At 44.5% G+C, this 15,737-nt stretch carries 16 protein-coding genes; 6 read left to right on the forward strand and 10 right to left on the reverse strand.

The annotated features are described in order from the left end of the window. Positions 1-21: 21 nt before the first annotated feature. Positions 22-1,461, forward strand: coding sequence for an ATP-binding protein (locus ABWT76_RS11855; RefSeq protein WP_354636151.1), 1,440 nt, complete (start codon positions 22-24; stop codon positions 1,459-1,461). A gap of 123 nt (positions 1,462-1,584) precedes the next feature. On the opposite strand, the gene psbA (ABWT76_RS11860) is transcribed toward ABWT76_RS11855, so the two are convergent. The 7 genes from psbA (ABWT76_RS11860) to hoxE all read right to left on the reverse strand — a co-directional run bounded on the left by psbA (ABWT76_RS11860) (position 1,585) and on the right by hoxE (position 8,601). Continuing rightward, on the reverse strand, positions 1,585-2,667 hold the full coding sequence (gene psbA / locus ABWT76_RS11860) for a photosystem II q(b) protein (RefSeq protein WP_054469783.1): 1,083 nt from the start codon (positions 2,665-2,667) through the stop codon (positions 1,585-1,587). A gap of 126 nt (positions 2,668-2,793) precedes the next feature. Next, positions 2,794-3,246, reverse strand: coding sequence for a nitronate monooxygenase (locus ABWT76_RS11865; RefSeq protein ID WP_231636971.1), 453 nt, complete (start codon positions 3,244-3,246; stop codon positions 2,794-2,796). A gap of 195 nt (positions 3,247-3,441) precedes the next feature. Further along, positions 3,442-4,866 (reverse strand): Ni/Fe hydrogenase subunit alpha, encoded by a 1,425-nt coding sequence (locus ABWT76_RS11870; RefSeq protein WP_054470272.1) that lies wholly within the window; start codon positions 4,864-4,866, stop codon positions 3,442-3,444. Between the two features lie 119 nt (positions 4,867-4,985). Further along, complete coding sequence (locus tag ABWT76_RS11875; RefSeq protein ID WP_054470273.1) at positions 4,986-5,534, reverse strand: oxidoreductase; 549 nt, start codon at positions 5,532-5,534, stop codon at positions 4,986-4,988. After that, positions 5,522-6,238 carry a bidirectional hydrogenase complex protein HoxU gene (gene hoxU / locus ABWT76_RS11880; RefSeq protein ID WP_054470274.1) on the reverse strand — a complete coding sequence of 239 codons (717 nt, stop codon included), beginning with the start codon at positions 6,236-6,238 and terminating at the stop codon, positions 5,522-5,524. Before hoxU ends, ABWT76_RS11875 begins: the two co-directional genes overlap by 13 nt. A 151-nt stretch (positions 6,239-6,389) precedes the next feature. Then, positions 6,390-8,009 (reverse strand): NADH-quinone oxidoreductase subunit NuoF, encoded by a 1,620-nt coding sequence (gene nuoF, locus ABWT76_RS11885; protein ID WP_054470275.1) that lies wholly within the window; start codon positions 8,007-8,009, stop codon positions 6,390-6,392. A gap of 58 nt (positions 8,010-8,067) precedes the next feature. Beyond that, on the reverse strand, positions 8,068-8,601 hold the full coding sequence (gene hoxE, locus ABWT76_RS11890) for a bidirectional hydrogenase complex protein HoxE (protein WP_354636152.1): 534 nt from the start codon (positions 8,599-8,601) through the stop codon (positions 8,068-8,070). A 948-nt stretch (positions 8,602-9,549) separates the two neighbouring features. Here hoxE and psbA (ABWT76_RS11895) point away from each other — a divergent pair. From psbA (ABWT76_RS11895) to ABWT76_RS11905, 3 genes are all read left to right on the forward strand, one after another. After that, positions 9,550-10,632 carry a photosystem II q(b) protein gene (gene psbA / locus ABWT76_RS11895; RefSeq protein WP_054469783.1) on the forward strand — a complete coding sequence of 361 codons (1,083 nt, stop codon included), beginning with the start codon at positions 9,550-9,552 and terminating at the stop codon, positions 10,630-10,632. Positions 10,633-10,775: 143 nt separating this feature from the next. Continuing rightward, the gene (locus ABWT76_RS11900; RefSeq protein ID WP_054469782.1) at positions 10,776-10,997 is read left to right on the forward strand and encodes a type II toxin-antitoxin system HicA family toxin; all 222 of its coding nucleotides are present in this window, start codon (positions 10,776-10,778) and stop codon (positions 10,995-10,997) included. Continuing rightward, positions 10,994-11,218, forward strand: coding sequence for a type II toxin-antitoxin system HicB family antitoxin (locus tag ABWT76_RS11905; protein WP_054469781.1), 225 nt, complete (start codon positions 10,994-10,996; stop codon positions 11,216-11,218). The genes ABWT76_RS11900 and ABWT76_RS11905 overlap by 4 nt, the downstream gene beginning before the upstream one ends. A 142-nt stretch (positions 11,219-11,360) precedes the next feature. On the opposite strand, the gene ABWT76_RS11910 is transcribed toward ABWT76_RS11905, so the two are convergent. After that, entirely contained in the window at positions 11,361-12,761 is a 1,401-nt protein-coding gene (locus ABWT76_RS11910) for an ATP-binding protein (protein ID WP_354636153.1), read from the reverse strand. Positions 12,762-13,013: 252 nt separating this feature from the next. Here ABWT76_RS11910 and ABWT76_RS11915 point away from each other — a divergent pair, with 252 nt between their 5' ends. Together ABWT76_RS11915 and ABWT76_RS11920 are read left to right on the forward strand one after the other, a co-directional pair. Beyond that, positions 13,014-13,463: a hypothetical protein gene (locus ABWT76_RS11915; protein ID WP_354636154.1), complete on the forward strand. Its 450-nt coding sequence runs from the start codon at positions 13,014-13,016 to the stop codon at positions 13,461-13,463. A gap of 48 nt (positions 13,464-13,511) precedes the next feature. Then, positions 13,512-14,339: a hypothetical protein gene (locus ABWT76_RS11920; RefSeq protein WP_354636155.1), complete on the forward strand. Its 828-nt coding sequence runs from the start codon at positions 13,512-13,514 to the stop codon at positions 14,337-14,339. A 107-nt stretch (positions 14,340-14,446) separates the two neighbouring features. On the opposite strand, the gene ABWT76_RS11925 is transcribed toward ABWT76_RS11920, so the two are convergent. Beyond that, positions 14,447-14,737, reverse strand: a complete 291-nt coding sequence (locus ABWT76_RS11925) for a nucleotidyltransferase family protein (RefSeq protein ID WP_354636156.1) — start codon at positions 14,735-14,737, stop codon at positions 14,447-14,449. Positions 14,738-14,998: 261 nt separating this feature from the next. Next, positions 14,999-15,373 (reverse strand): DUF433 domain-containing protein, encoded by a 375-nt coding sequence (locus ABWT76_RS11930; protein ID WP_354636157.1) that lies wholly within the window; start codon positions 15,371-15,373, stop codon positions 14,999-15,001. Positions 15,374-15,737: the final 364 nt, after the last annotated feature.

The raw sequence follows: 15,737 nt of genomic DNA on the forward strand, positions 1-15,737 counted from the left end.
TAAGTCTCTGTATTTTTACTGATGAAAAATATTGAAGAAGTGTTAGAGTGGGCTGAAAAGCTGATCCTTGAGAAAACAGGCGAACCTCTCAAGCCGATAGAGGAAGCCATACTCAAGGGTGTGTGGTCAGGAAAAAAATATGCTCAAATTGCTAAAGAATATAATAATTGTCGTGTATCTCACGTTAAGAAAGAAGCCGCTAAGTTATGGGATAAGCTGCGGGATGAGTTAGGAGAAGACCTGAAGAAATATAATTTTCGTTCTAAGGTAGAAAAAAAACATCGGGTTTCTCAAGGAGCAAATTTTGGTTACTGTGTACAGATTAATGAGGGAAGTATTCATCTTTGGGGGGAAGGTTTACATCCTGTTAAAGAATTGGAAACCCGATCGCCCTCTTCTCCTGAATCTTCCCCCGACTCTTCTCCTAACTCTTCCCCCACCCAAAATTCCTCACCCATTATTGACTTAACCGACGCCCCAGACCTCAGCGAATTTTACAACCGCACCACCGAAATAAATACCCTCAAACAGTGGATCTTAAAAGACCAGATCCGCTTAATCACCATCTATGGATTAAGTGGCATTGGCAAAAGCTTACTAACCAGGCAACTCATCGAACAAATCAAGCCTGAATTTGACTATATTATTTGGAAAAGTCTCACAGAAACTCCCACCCTTTCCTGCCTAAAAAACCAACTGCAACAATTTTTTGCCCAGTCACAACAGCCCCCATTACCCACAATAATTGATTACTTTCGTAACTCGCGCTGTTTAGTCATCCTCGATGACCTGCAAAATCTGTTTCAAAGCGGGTTCCTTGCCGGTCAATACTTAACCGAACATAAAGACTATGGCCAATTTTGGCAACAAATCGCCAAAAACCATCATCAAAGTTGCGTCATTCTCCTGAGTTGGGAAAAACCCAGAGAACTCGTCACTTTACAAGGCGAAAAACAATCCACCCGCACCTTAAACTTGAAAGGATTATCAGCGGATGCTGAAGAAATTTTGAAAGAACACGGATTAACCGATTCAGAAAAATGGCCAGAATTAATCAACCTATACCAAGGTCATCCCACCTGGTTAAATATCATCGCCTCAACGATATTAGAACTATTTGATGGTAGCGTTTCCTTATTTTTAGCCGACCAAGAGGAGATATTTATCGGCGACTTATCCCCCATTCTCGAATCTCACTTAGACCGTTTATCGGAGTTAGAAAAAAAAGTCATATCCACGTTTTCAGAATATGAATCGGTAGATATTTCTCAAGCATCTGGATTACGGGAATTTGCCAAATCAGAATTAACCGAAGCCATGCAATCTTTAGGCAGACGGGGCTTAGTCGAAAAAGTGACCACAGGAGGGCGATCGCGCTTTCTGCTAAATCCTGTATTTAATACATCCTCAAATCATTATGAAATTTTAATAACCACCAAGACACAAAGAACACAAAGATGATTCTTGATTTCCTTTGTGTTCTTCGTGTCGAAAGTGGTAAAAATAGCCCTTCACAATATTTAAACAACAAAAAACGCCCCCCTTGTCAGGAGAGCGTTTTTTATTTATTTAGTTAGCTAAGAATTAGCCATTGATTTGAGGAGCACTCAAAGCCACAGGAGCAGCTTCACCAGCAGCCAAATCTAAGGGGAAGTTGTGAGCGTTGCGCTCGTGCATCACTTCCATACCCAAGTTAGCGCGGTTGATCACGTCAGCCCAAGTATTGATTACGCGACCTTGAGAGTCAACGATAGATTGGTTGAAGTTGAAACCGTTCAGGTTGAAGGCCATCGTGGACACACCCAGAGCGGTGAACCAGATACCGATAACAGGCCATGCACCCAAGAAGAAGTGCAGAGAGCGGCTGTTGTTGAAGGAAGCATATTGGAAGATTAAACGACCAAAGTAACCGTGAGCGGCAACGATGTTGTAGGTTTCTTCTTCTTGACCGAACTTGTAACCATAGTTTTGAGATTCAACTTCGGTGGTTTCACGAACCAAAGAAGAAGTCACCAAAGAACCGTGCATAGCGGAGAACAGAGCGCCACCGAACACACCGGCCACACCTAACATATGGAAGGGGTGCATCAGGATGTTGTGTTCAGCTTGGAATACCAACATAAAGTTGAAGGTTCCAGAGATACCCAGAGGCATACCATCGGAGAAAGAACCTTGACCGATGGGGTAGATCAGGAACACGGCGCTGGCAGCAGCCACAGGAGCGCTGTAAGCGACGCAGATCCAAGGACGCATACCCAAGCGGTAGGATAATTCCCACTCACGACCCATGTAGCAGAAGATGCCGATCAGGAAGTGGAAAATCACTAACTGGTATGGGCCACCATTGTACAGCCACTCATCGAGAGAAGCAGCTTCCCAAATGGGGTAGAAGTGCAGACCGATCGCATTGCTGGAAGGAACAACGGCACCAGAGATGATGTTGTTGCCTAACAGTAAGGAACCAGCCACGGGTTCGCGGATCCCGTCGATGTCCACTGGAGGAGCAGCGACGAAAGCAATGATGTAGCAGATGGTTGCGGTCAACAAGGTGGGGATCATCAGGACGCCGAACCAGCCCACATACAGGCGGTTGTCGGTGCTCGTGACCCAGGAGCAGAAGCGCTGCCACAAAGAGGCGCTCTCGCGTTGTTGCAGAGTAGTAGTCATTTGCTTTATGAGTGCTATGTAGTTTTCAATGTTCGGATGATGTTTTTAGATTAACCCGATTGTTAAGCTTTGTAAAGGGGTTTAATAAATATTTATTCTCATCAGTCTGATAATTTGCACTTATGATTAGAGTGGTGGCATCCCTAGGAATATACCCCCAACCCCTCTTTTTAAGCTAATCTTGTGGGGGTTCGGGGGCAAACCGGCGCCGGAAATAATCAGGTTTACCCCCTGTTCCGCCGAAGTGCGAACTAGAGTTTCATAATCTCTAGCCACCACCATCACGTTGACGCCGATAATCCCATCGGGACTCAGTTGGCGGGCGGTTTGCAGTTCGTCAATCAACGCCAATCGATTGGCCTCAAAAAACTGTTCTCGTCTGATCCGAGGGTTGCTTTCGTTGGGGTCAAAGTAGGGCGAATTTAACCCTAATCCCACCCCGGAGACGACGCCGACTCCTCCCGCATTGGCAACGGCAGCGGCCAGATGCGATCCCGAAATGCGGATCCCCATTCCCCCCTGGATGATGGGATAACGGGCGATATGTTGACCAATTTGTAGTGAAGGCAATGTTTCCATAGGTTTTTGTCTTCTGGTTTAGGAATATCTTGTGGGTGGTCGGTGAAGCCGTGACTTTAGCCGTTCCTAGTTCAGTATAAGTATTTTTGTTAAGTCATACAACTATATAGTGTAATAGTTATATAAAAGTTAGCGGACAAATAAACCCGGTTTCTTCAAGAAACCGGGTTGCTTCAAGAAACCGGGTTGCTGAGATTAATCGCGCAAAACTCGATCCAAAACTTGGCCATTTGCCCCAACTAATTCGATATGCAGAGGCATTTGTCCGGCAGCGTGGGTGGAACAACTCAAGCAAGGATCGTAGCAACGAATCCCCGCTTCTACGCGGTTGAGCATTTCTTCAGGAATGTCATTCCCGTGAATATAATGCTTGGCAATTTGGGCCACGGTTTTATTCATCGCCAAGTTATTATTGCCGGTGGCAACAATCAGGTTGACTTTTTGCAGCAAACCATTTTCATCTACTTGGTAATGATGGAATAAAGTACCCCGTGGGGCTTCGCTGACCCCGATCGCATCCAATTCATTCACTCCACCCGTAGCCCGAACTCGGCTAGAAACCACATCGGGATCGTTAACTAGCTGTTCAATTTTCTCTAACGAAGCGACGATTTCTAGCAACCGGGCATAGTGATAGAAGAAGGAAGAAGTCGCCACACCACCAGCCCGATCGCGGAATTCTTGTAACTCGCGATCGGCGAGAGGAGTACCAAAATTAGAGCAAATATTCACCCGCGCCAAAGGCCCAACCCGATAAATCCCATCAGGATAACCCAAAGGTTTGTAATAGGGGAATTTCAGATAAGACCATTTTTCCACGGACTCACCGATAAAGTCCCGATAATTATCTTCACTCAAATTATCGGCCACAATATTGCCTTGACTATCGGTAAAGCGCAGATGACCGCCATAATGTTCCCATTCGCCATTTTTGCCCACTAATCCCATAAATAGGGAGGGGAAATTACCAAACTCTGCTACTTCTGTGGTCAGTTGATCTAAAAGACGCTTAAACAAACTCAAAGCTGTTTCAATGGTCGCGAAAGATTCTGGTAGGCGATCGCGAATCCACTGGCATTTTTCGTCATTCAGAGGCGATCGCACCCCACCGGGAACCGCCCAAGCAGCGTGAATCTTTTTCGCCCCCAGCAACTCAATAATCGTTTGGCCAAACTGCCGCAAACGAATCCCTGCCCTGGCTAAATCCGGGTCTGCCGCCATCAAACCAAACACATTTCGGGTCGCAGGATCGCTATCCCATCCTAACAAAAAGTCAGGACTACTTAAGTGGAAAAACGACAAAGCATGAGATTGGGTAAACTGGGCCAAATTCATCATGCGCCGCAATTTTTCCGCAGCTACCGGCACCTTCACCGCCAGAATTTTATCCCCAGTTTTTGCCGCTGCCAACAAATGACTTACTGGACAAATTCCGCAAATCCGAGCGGTAATCCCAGCCATTTCTGTAAAAGGTCTACCTTCGCAGAACTTCTCAAAACCGCGATATTCGACCACATGAAATCGAACATCATCGACTTCACCGGCATCATCTAGAAAAATCGATATTTTTGCGTGACCTTCAATCCGCGTCACCGGATCAATTACTACTGTTTTCGCCATAATAACTTGCCTGAATTCTTGTGATTTTTAACTGGTTATTTGTTAGTGGTTATTGGTGGTTTGTGATTGGCACTTTTGCATCAAAAATAACAAATAACCAATAACCCCTAACCAAATTTTTAACCAAACTTAATCATTTCTCGTCCTGCCATCACGGGTTTTTCGCCATTCAGGAGTGGTGCGATCGCCGCTTTAATCCGAGCCGCATCCGGGGGACAACCGGGCAAATACAAATCTACCGACACCACCTCATGTACCGGACTCACCCGGTCAAGTAACTCTGGCACAATCCCCGGTTCATCGGGCAACTGTGGCGTAATATCGCCCAATTCCAGATAACCCCGTTTCAACACAGGTTCAGCGGAACCCAACATATTCCGCATCGCGGGCACATTCGCCGTCACCGCACAATCCCCAAAAGAAATCAGGAACTTAGTACGTTCTCGAACTAACTTGAGTAGTTCCAAATTATCTTCATTGGCAACAGCGCCTTCCACCAAACAAACATCAACGTTTTCGGGATATTCTTTGATATCAGACCCCACCGGGCTGTACACCACATCTACATATTTGGCGACTTCAAACAGCCACTCATCCAAGTCTAGAAAAGACATATGACAGCCGGAACAGCCAGCCAGCCAAACCGTAGCAAATCTTATCTTGTCCATTGCTTATTCTCCCGTGCGTTGACCAAAAATTCGAGTTTGTCGCGATCGTGGGTCATTTCTCCTGTGGTAGAACCCTTACGGAAAATCGACCCCGTGGGGCAAGCTTCCACGCACTTACCGCAGGAAGTACAAGCATCTACCTCACCCCAAGGTTGATTCAATCCCGTAATCAGACGTGAATTGCCGCCACGATTTGCCACATCCCAAACGTGCGCCCCTTCAATTTCATCGCACACCCGCACGCACCGTGTACACATAATGCAGCGGTTGTGGTCGATGCCAAACTGAGCATGAGACATATCCACGTCCCGTTTGGGGAAACGGTACTCAAAGCGGCTGTGATCCATCCCCACTTCGATCGCCAAATCTTGCAACTCACAATTGCCATTCGCCACACAAACCGCACAAACATGGTTGCCTTCCGCAAACAGCAACTCCAAAATCATGCGCCGATATTCTTGAAGCTTCGGACTATTTGTATGGATCACCATCCCTTCCGTGGGCTGGGTGGTACAAGCGGGCAACAACTTGGGGATCCCTTCCACTTCCACCAAACAAACCCGACAAGCGCCCACATCGGTGATACCTTCCAAGTGACACAACGTGGGAATCCGAATCCCGGTCTCTCGCGCTACTTGTAGGACTGTTTCCCCCTCGCGAGCGCTGACCATCTCACCATTGATCGTTAAAGTGATAACTGACATAAGACCTAATTTCTCCTTTTATTTGTTATTGGTTAATTGTTGTTGGTTATTTGTTGTTAGTGATTCGTTATTCGTTATTCGTTATTTGGTACAGTTTCCCCCCACCAACCAAAGAATCCCTACCCAACAACCAACAACCACCAGCCAATAACTAACAACTCACTGCCACTTTTCCATTAGGACTGTCCTGAAGCAGCACTAAATACTCATCGCGGAAATAGCGGAGGGTACTGAGGATCGGGTTCGGTGCGCTCATCCCCAGTCCACACAAGCTGGTTTCTTTGACCATCAGGCAGAGGGCTTCTAATTTTTCGATATCTGCCAAAGTTGCTTGTCCCTTGAGGATTTTGGTCAGGGCTTCGTGCATTTGCACTGTACCCGCACGGCAAGGAATACATTTACCGCAGGATTCTTCCCGGCAGAACTCCATATAGAATTGCGCCACGTCTACCATGTTGGTGTTTTGATCCATGACCACCATACCGCCGGAACCCATCATCGAACCCAGTTTGGTCAGGGAATCGTAATCCACGGGCGTATCGAGCAAATGAGCCGGAATACAACCACCGGAAGGGCCGCCGGTTTGCACCGCTTTGACGCTGCCATTGGGAACGCCGCCGCCCATTTCTTCCACAATTTCCCGCAGGGTAATCCCCATCGGCACTTCAATCAGGCCATTGTTGCGGATTTTGCCCGTGAGGGCGAAAATTTTCGTGCCTTTGCTCTTTTCGGTGCCAATGCTGGCATACCACTCGGCCCCTTTATTAATAATCGTGGCAATATTGGCAAAGGTTTCCACGTTGTTAATCAGGGTGGGACATTCCCATAGTCCTGACTGGGCCGGGTAGGGAGGACGAGGACGAGGATTGCCCCGTTCGCCTTCCACGGAGGCGATCAGAGCGGTTTCTTCCCCACAGACAAAGGCTCCCGCCCCCATGCGAATATCAATTTTGAAGTCAAACGGTGAGCCAAAGATTTGACTGCCTAGGACACCATATTTCTTGCCTTGTTGAATGGCTTTTTCTAAGCGTTTGATCGCCAGGGGATATTCCGCCCGCACATAGATAAACCCGTGGTTGGCACCCAAAGCATAACCGGCGATCGCCATCCCTTCGATGACCAAATGGGGGTCACTTTCTAGGACACTGCGATCCATAAACGCACCAGGGTCGCCTTCATCTCCATTGCAGACCACATATTTCTGATCTCCGGGCATCTTCGCCACCGTTGCCCACTTCAGACCCGTGGGAAAACCCCCGCCCCCACGTCCGCGCAATCCACTCTTGGTAATTTCCTGCACCACTTCCGCAGGACTCATGTCATGGATCACCTTATATAAAGACTCATAACCACCCACGGCAATATATTCTTCAATCCGTTCTGGGTCAATTTTGCCGCTATTTTCTCTGACAATCTGAACTTGACGGCTAAAAAATGGGTGATTCGGGTCGCCTTTAAGCAAGTCTGCTTCCGTATTGTTTTTCAGGGCGTCAATAATCAGGGTGGCTTGTTCTGGCTTCACCTCTTCATACAAAATATTGTCTGGGTCAATTTGGACTAATGGCCCGCGACCGCAAAAGCCCATGCAGCCAACCCCGACCACTTCCACCGTCGCATCTAAGCCCGCTTCGGTGGCGGCGGTTTCCAGATTTTTCTTCAGTTCCACTGAATTAGACGCTTGGCAACCCGTCGATGTACAGCAATGTACCCGAATGTTCTTCTGTCTTGCCCGTTCTTTAGCGGCTATTTCACGCAGTTCAATTAAATCCATATTACTTACTCCTCTGTTTCAATTCCTCGGCAAAATTCAGGAGGTGATGTTCTTTCTATCATTCAGTTTTCTGGTATTGCGCCAGTCGATTCACCACCACTTCTGGAGTTTGTTTACTCGCCACTGTGCCGTCAAAAACCACCGCCGGGGCAATGCCACAAGCCCCAATACACCGGGCGGCCATCACCGATACCTGGCCATCGGGGGTTGTTTCACCGGGGCGAATGCCGAATTTCTGCTCAATTTCTTTGACAATTTCACCCCCACCTTTGACATAACAAGCAGTGCCCAAGCAAACGACGCAAGTATGCGCCCCACTGGGTTTCAGGGTGAAGAGATGGTAAAAGGTCGCCACGCCATATACACGACTCAGGGGCAGTTTCAGACCTCTTGCTACATAGAGCAATACATCTTCTTCTAGGTAGCCAAAAGCTTCTTGAGCTTTATGCAATACCTCAATCAACGCATCTTGACGATATTGATTCCGCTTCATCGTCATGTCTAGCACTTTGAAGCGTTTATCCCCGCTAGGATGGTCTGATGGGCTTTTTTTGGCTTTGGCCGCTTCACTTTTCACTTCTTTAGATTGCATAGCTAATTTAGTCCTTTGTTTCGCTCGAAATAAGGGATTCTATGGGTCGCGATCGGGTAATGCTTCTCTATTAGGTTGACCGCGTAAATTACCCGTTGAGAAAGATTTCCACTTCCCATGTTGAGTCGGTATTTATCTCCCCAGATAATCGTTTATGGTTTTAACCTCCTAGCTAATTGAGGCGGTTGAGACAGGTTTTTCATTATGCTCAAACTTCTGGTTGACTGCTCACTCTATATCCTGACATATTTTTTAGGAATATATTGCCTGATTCCAGAATGTTTTTATAATTTATCCGTTAAATTTTCTCCCCGCTGGTTATTCGATCGATCTGATTTTTTGCCGATTTATTAGTTAAATTCCTCTGACATTAGATTTTTTGTAAGCTATTCTATGAATTATAGTCAAAACCATTCCCTAAACAGATTAAATTATGTGAAGTAATATGAGATACAGACATCGGCTTGATTTATTTATATTTTCAGTTTTGCCAGTTGAAAAACTTAAGATTTGTTTAAGATTTATTTCAAAAAAACAACATGGTTGTTGTTTAATCTCTGCTTTTGGTTAAGACAGTTTTTCTCTATTTTTGACTGACTCAGCTTGTGTCATGTATTCATCAAAAACAAGGGGAAATCATGGATGGGGATTTATTTTTTCTGTTGATTTGCCCGCTTTTTTGCGACCCCGAGAGTGATTCACCACAACCCAGCCTTCAGTAAAATATGATTCACGGGCAAATTCAGCCATGATTCCCTAGCGGCGATCGCGCCCCTGGTTTCGATGGAAATAGGCGATCGCGCTTTAATCAAAAAAACTTACTCTTTACATAAAAAAGCTTAATCTTAATCAGGGTTGAAATGTAAAGAATTGTGTGTTATATTAAAAATGGGCAAACAAAAAGCCCAATAAATAGAACCTAGAAAAATACATAGCACTCATAAACACATGACCACTACTCTGCAACAGCGCGAGAGCGCTTCTCTGTGGCAGCGCTTCTGCTCCTGGGTCACGAGCACCGATAACCGCCTGTATGTGGGCTGGTTCGGCGTCCTGATGATCCCCACCCTTTTGACCGCAACCATCTGCTACATCATTGCTTTCGTCGCTGCTCCTCCAGTGGACATCGACGGTATCCGTGAACCTGTGGCGGGTTCCTTACTGTTAGGCAACAACATCATCTCTGGTGCCGTTGTTCCTTCCAGCAATGCGATCGGTCTGCACTTCTACCCCATTTGGGAAGCCGCTTCTCTCGATGAGTGGCTGTACAATGGTGGCCCATACCAGTTAGTGATTTTCCACTTCCTGATCGGCATCTTCTGCTACATGGGTCGTGAGTGGGAATTGTCCTACCGCTTGGGTATGCGTCCTTGGATCTGCGTCGCTTACAGCGCTCCTGTGGCTGCTGCCAGCGCCGTGTTCCTGATCTACCCCATCGGTCAAGGTTCTTTCTCCGATGGTATGCCTCTGGGTATCTCTGGAACCTTCAACTTTATGTTGGTATTCCAAGCTGAACACAACATCCTGATGCACCCCTTCCATATGTTAGGTGTGGCCGGTGTGTTCGGTGGCGCTCTGTTCTCCGCTATGCACGGTTCTTTGGTGACTTCTTCTTTGGTTCGTGAAACCACCGAAGTTGAATCTCAAAACTATGGTTACAAGTTCGGTCAAGAAGAAGAAACCTACAACATCGTTGCCGCTCACGGTTACTTTGGTCGTTTAATCTTCCAATATGCTTCCTTCAACAACAGCCGCTCTCTGCACTTCTTCTTGGGTGCATGGCCGGTGATTGGGATCTGGTTCACCGCTCTGGGTGTGTCCACGATGGCCTTCAACCTGAACGGTTTCAACTTCAACCAATCTATTGTTGACTCTCAAGGTCGCGTAATCAACACCTGGGCTGATGTGATCAACCGCGCTAACCTGGGTATGGAAGTGATGCACGAGCGTAATGCTCACAACTTCCCCTTAGACTTAGCTGCTGGTGAAGCTGCTCCTGTGGCTTTGAGTGCTCCTCAAATCAATGGCTAATTCTTAGCTAATTTAGCTAAATAAATAAAAAAACGCTCTCCTTAAAAGGGGGGCGTTTTTTTGTTTGGGGGTATGGCTTTGGTCATTACCCCAGCTAGAACAGGAAATTAAAATATAATGGTGAAAACAAGCTTTGTGCGCTTATGCCAAAAAAAATTCGAGAATTGAAAAGCCTGTTGCTAAAAGCAGGATTTATTTGCCAACCTGCCAAAGGTAGCCACAGCAAATGGAAGCATCCTAAATTGTCACAGGCGATCGTTATAGCTGGTCAAGATGGCAGTGATGCTAAAATTTATTTGGAAAAACAAGTGAATGAAGCTTTAGCAGAACTGAAAAAACTGGAAGATGAGGAGGCAGGAGAATGAACTATACGGTGATTATTCAGTGGTCACAAGAAGATGAATGTTTTGTTGTGTTTCTCCCTGAATTTGAAGATGTGATGCAACCTGTCACTCATGGAGAGTCTTATGAAGCGGCGATTAAAAATGCTCAAGAGGTCATAGATTTATTGATTTCTAGTTATCGCGAAGAGGGCAAACCTTTACCAGCGATGAAGAATTTAGAGCGCTTAATTAAGGCGGCATAAATAAAATGAGAAAACAGCATGAAACGAGTTTGTTGCGTAATCTTAGTAGAGATTCGTAGGTTGGGTTGAAGCATGAAACCCAACATTTATCATAGCGCAAGTTGTGTTTCGTCCCAAGGCTAACCCGACAGGATTTGAGGATTTAATCATTGTAGTTCACATAGATGTACTGTTTAAAGACAGGATTCAGTTGAAACTGCGATCGCCCTCCCGTGGTCACTTTTTCGACTAAGCCCCGTCTGCCTAAAGATTGCATAGCTTCGGTTAATTCTGATTTGGCAAATTCCCGTAATCCAGGTGGTTGAGAAATATCTACCGCTTCATATTCTGAAAACCTGGATATGACTTTTTTTTCTAACTCCGATAAACGGTCTAAGTGAGATTCGAGAATTGGGGATAAGTCGCCGATAAATATCTCCTCTTGGTCGGCTAAAAATAAGGAAACGCTACCATCAAATAGTTCTAATATCGTTGAGGCGATGATATTTAACCAGGTGGGATGACCTTGATAGAGGTTGATTAATTCTGGCCATTTTTCTGAATCGGTTAATCCGTGTTCTTTCAAAATTTCTTCAGCATCCGCTGATAATCCTTTCAAGTTTAAGGTGCGGGTGGATTGTTTTTCGCCTTGTAAAGTGGCGATTTCTCTGGGTTTTTCCCAACTGAGGAGAATCACGGAACTTTGATGATGGTTTTTGGCGATTTGTTGCCAGAATTGGCCATATTCTTTATGTTCGGTTAAGTATTGACCGGCAAGGAACCCGCTTTGAAAAAGATTTTGCAGGTCATCGAGGATGACTAAACAGCGCGAGTTACGAAAGTAATCAATTATTGTGGGTAATGGGGGATTTTGTGACTGGGAAAAAAATTGTTGCAGTTGGTTTTTTAGGGAGGAAAGGTTGGGAGTTTCTGTGAGACTTTTCCAAATAATATAGTCAAATTCAGGCTTGATTTGTTCGATGAGTTGCCTGGTTAGTACGCTTTTGCCAATGCCACTGAGTCCATAGATGGTAATTAAGCGGATCTGGTCTTGTAAGATCCACTGTTTGAGGGTATTTAGTTCGGTGGTGCGGTTGTAAAAGTCCGTGAGGTCTGGTGCGTCGGTTAGGTCGATAATGGGTGAAGGATTTTGGGTGGGGGAAGAGTGAGGAGAAGAGTGAGGGGAAGAGTCAGGGGAAGAAGGCGATCGGGGTTGTACATCTTTAATAGTTTGTATTGATTGGTTACAAATAACATTATCAATTTGTAAGAAAGATTCATGTAAATGAGAAATCTTAGAAACCCGATGTTTTTTCTCTACCTTGGAACGAAAGTTATATTTATTCAGGTCTTTCCCTAATTCTTCCCGCAACTTATCCCATAACTTAGCGGCTTCTTTTTTAACGTGAGATTCACTGCACTTATACTCTGTAGCAATTTGAGGATATTTTTTACCTGACCACACCCCCGTCAGTATAGCCTCCTCTATAGATGTCAGATTTTCTCCAGTTTTATCAAGTATCAACCGATCCGCCCATTGTAATATATCTTCAACATTCTTCATATTTGGATACAAATAGAGATATTTTTTAATTTTTTTCAAAAATATCCTACCGAATCCTACTTTGTCAACCAAATCCTACCAAATCCTACTAAATTCCGTCAGGATAATTAGACAAAGTGTGTACCAAATGTACTGTTTTAGGCTTGTCGCATATAAATGTTACAGGATAAAATTAGGGAAACGGCCAGTAAAACCTTTAGGACAATTCTGGCATCTCAAAAATTATTATTTACTCCAATAAAGGAGGATTGAATGTCTAATAAAAATATTACTGTAATTGATTCAAAGAAAGACAACTGTCCACTTTCTCCTGGAGAGTCTTATGAAAAATATGTTTATTTAGAAAAAGGAAGTTACCGAACATACGTATGCCCTTATGAATATAAGGGAATTAAAATCAGTGGAAGCATAACAGCAAATCTTCTATATATGGAGATAATGGCAGACCTTCAGTTAGGTTTAGAAGGTCGTAAGAGGTTCGCAGACACAATAAACAAAGAGGGTTTTCTAGATCTAGAGCTATTTTATGAATCCGGTAAGCGTTTCGCATCTAATACAGAGGATTTTGAAATTACAGCGGGATTGATACATTTTTCATCTGGTAGCCCCGTAAATTTCAAGTTCAAAGTCTCAAGGATTGGCGGTAATTACGGAAAAATAGATTTTATTGTCATGTTACAGTGTCTCGAGGATTGGCGGTAATTCCAGAAAAATAGATTTTATTGTCATGTTACGGTGCCTGAGAAAAAAATGAAACCTGAAGATATCGAAGAAATAGAACGCTTAATTAGACTCGGATATTACGAAGGTGTAATATTTCCATCTGGTCTAATCTATCAAGGGGGGCTTTATCGGGGACTTCCTCATGGAAAAGGAACTATTATATTGCCAAATGGAAATACATACTCTTATGAGTTTCGTGAAGGAAAGTTAATTGATGGGCGGTCAATACTATTTTATCCAGACGGTTCTTTTTATGAAGGAGAAGTTTCTAGCAGTGGGCAACCTTACGGCAGGGGAATCATCAGAAACTTAGACGGATCTATTTACTATCAAGGAAACTGGTGGTATCATGGATACGATCCTAAAATAGTCTGGGTATGTGAACCTTTGTTATGGTATGAAAACGGAGAGGTATTTTCAATAAGATGGGAAACGGATATTGGACCATCAATAAATAAGCTTGTTCCGGCTGTTTGTCTTCAAATGCCTGAATCATGGGATAAAGATAAATATAAATTGTGTTCAGTTCAGATCATGTTACCCCATCTACAGATTTTAGGTTGTCCAAATATCAAGAATAATTTTACTATACATCGGTGGAACCCTACTCCTGAACAAGCGGTCGAACGGGTTGGATTTCGGGATTTACAGGATTACTATGAGTGGGTTAACGATCCTGCTGAGAAAATTTTGCCTGATAAAGTTGTGAAGATAATTGAAAAATCAGTAAAAACCGCAAAAAAAGTAATCCCAAAAGTAATTCCAATTGTACTGTATTTTAACTTCCTGCCTCCGCAATATCAGAAAACATTGGAATTTTTACAACTTCTCTTTCCATTTATGGAAAGAGAATAATTATTATTAATTTTTCTCTTGAAAAGTCAGATGGAAACAAGAAACCGTTTTTTCAGCGGCTCACTGTGGAGCAAGAAGTCAGGATATCTTCTAGGTATAGTCGAATGCTACGAGACATAGATAGCCTCCCGTTGCACCTGGGGGCGAATTAGGGGTTTAAGCATTAGTCCACTCACCAAATCTACCCGCGTCCCTAGACGATCTTCTAGATAAAATTTGACATCCATATAAAGGTCAAATGTCACCGGCCTGTCAAATTCTACTAAAATATCCACATCACTATCTGGTGTGGCTTCATCCCTAGCGACAGAGCCAAATATCGCCAGGGACTTTACGCCAAAATCTTTTACTACCTGCTGGTTTTGTCCCAGAATCCGCAATACTTCTTCCCGCTGCATAATTGACGACTCTTTCCAGACGATTTGACAATTCTTTTAGTCTAATTATATTCATTATCGCTGTTATATAGTAGCGCCTTGATTTCTCCGATGACCGCGATCGCACCTATAATCTCCTATAGAAACCCGGTTTCTTCAAGAAACCGGGTTTCTATGTTTTTGTGGGGGCGCGATCGCACCTCTCCTAACCAGTAGCAGAATAATCCTGGAAAACATCAGGGAATAAAGACTCTTATCGAACCTCTATAGTTGTCAAAACAATCATGCTTTAGCCTCACGTTTTGCTTTGGCTGCTTGAAGTTTTGCCCGAATCTCTTCTTGGCCTGGTTTGGGGGGCATGGCGGCAATTTTAGCAATTAAATCCCGATTTTTTTCTTCATAATACAGCCGCAGTTCCTCCGCTTCCCGAAGCACTTGATGATACTCAGCTTCAACCGTGGAACGATTGGCCTCAATATAAGCTAAAGCCGCGTTAATTTGTGCTTCTGTCAGGTCAAATAATCCCCTGATAAACTTAGGCGGATATTGAGCGGTTACATAGTCCATAATGTCGTAGATCGTAATCCGTGTACCGGCAATGGTTAACCCTCGTTCTGTACGGATAATCCCTGTTTGTTCCTTGGATATTTTTTTCATAATTTTTCCCAACAATCTGTTGGCTGAAAGTCATTTATAGTTATTTCAATTGTGCGATTCGTTCACGCGAAAAGTGGACGGGGAAACCCTGAAGCGTGCGCGTGGTAATGATTCCAAAAGGAGTCGTTATAACTGTGGGTTTGTTGACTTAGTGGAAGTCAATCACCCGGATTTCCTAGCACAAACTAGGGGTGGTTAGGCATCAGCCCCACCCGGAGACTCACCATCAAAGGCGTGAAGCGGGCTTTCCAGGTGGTAACTCTCAACCAGTGAGGGAATCCCATCAAGCCAATTAGTGAAGGTCAACCGTGAGGTGAATGTCCGACTTGAACCCTCTCAATAACTAAGTAGCGAAAACTGGTTG

This window comes from Planktothricoides raciborskii GIHE-MW2 (genome assembly GCF_040564635.1).
Classification (GTDB): domain Bacteria; phylum Cyanobacteriota; class Cyanobacteriia; order Cyanobacteriales; family Laspinemataceae; genus Planktothricoides; species Planktothricoides raciborskii.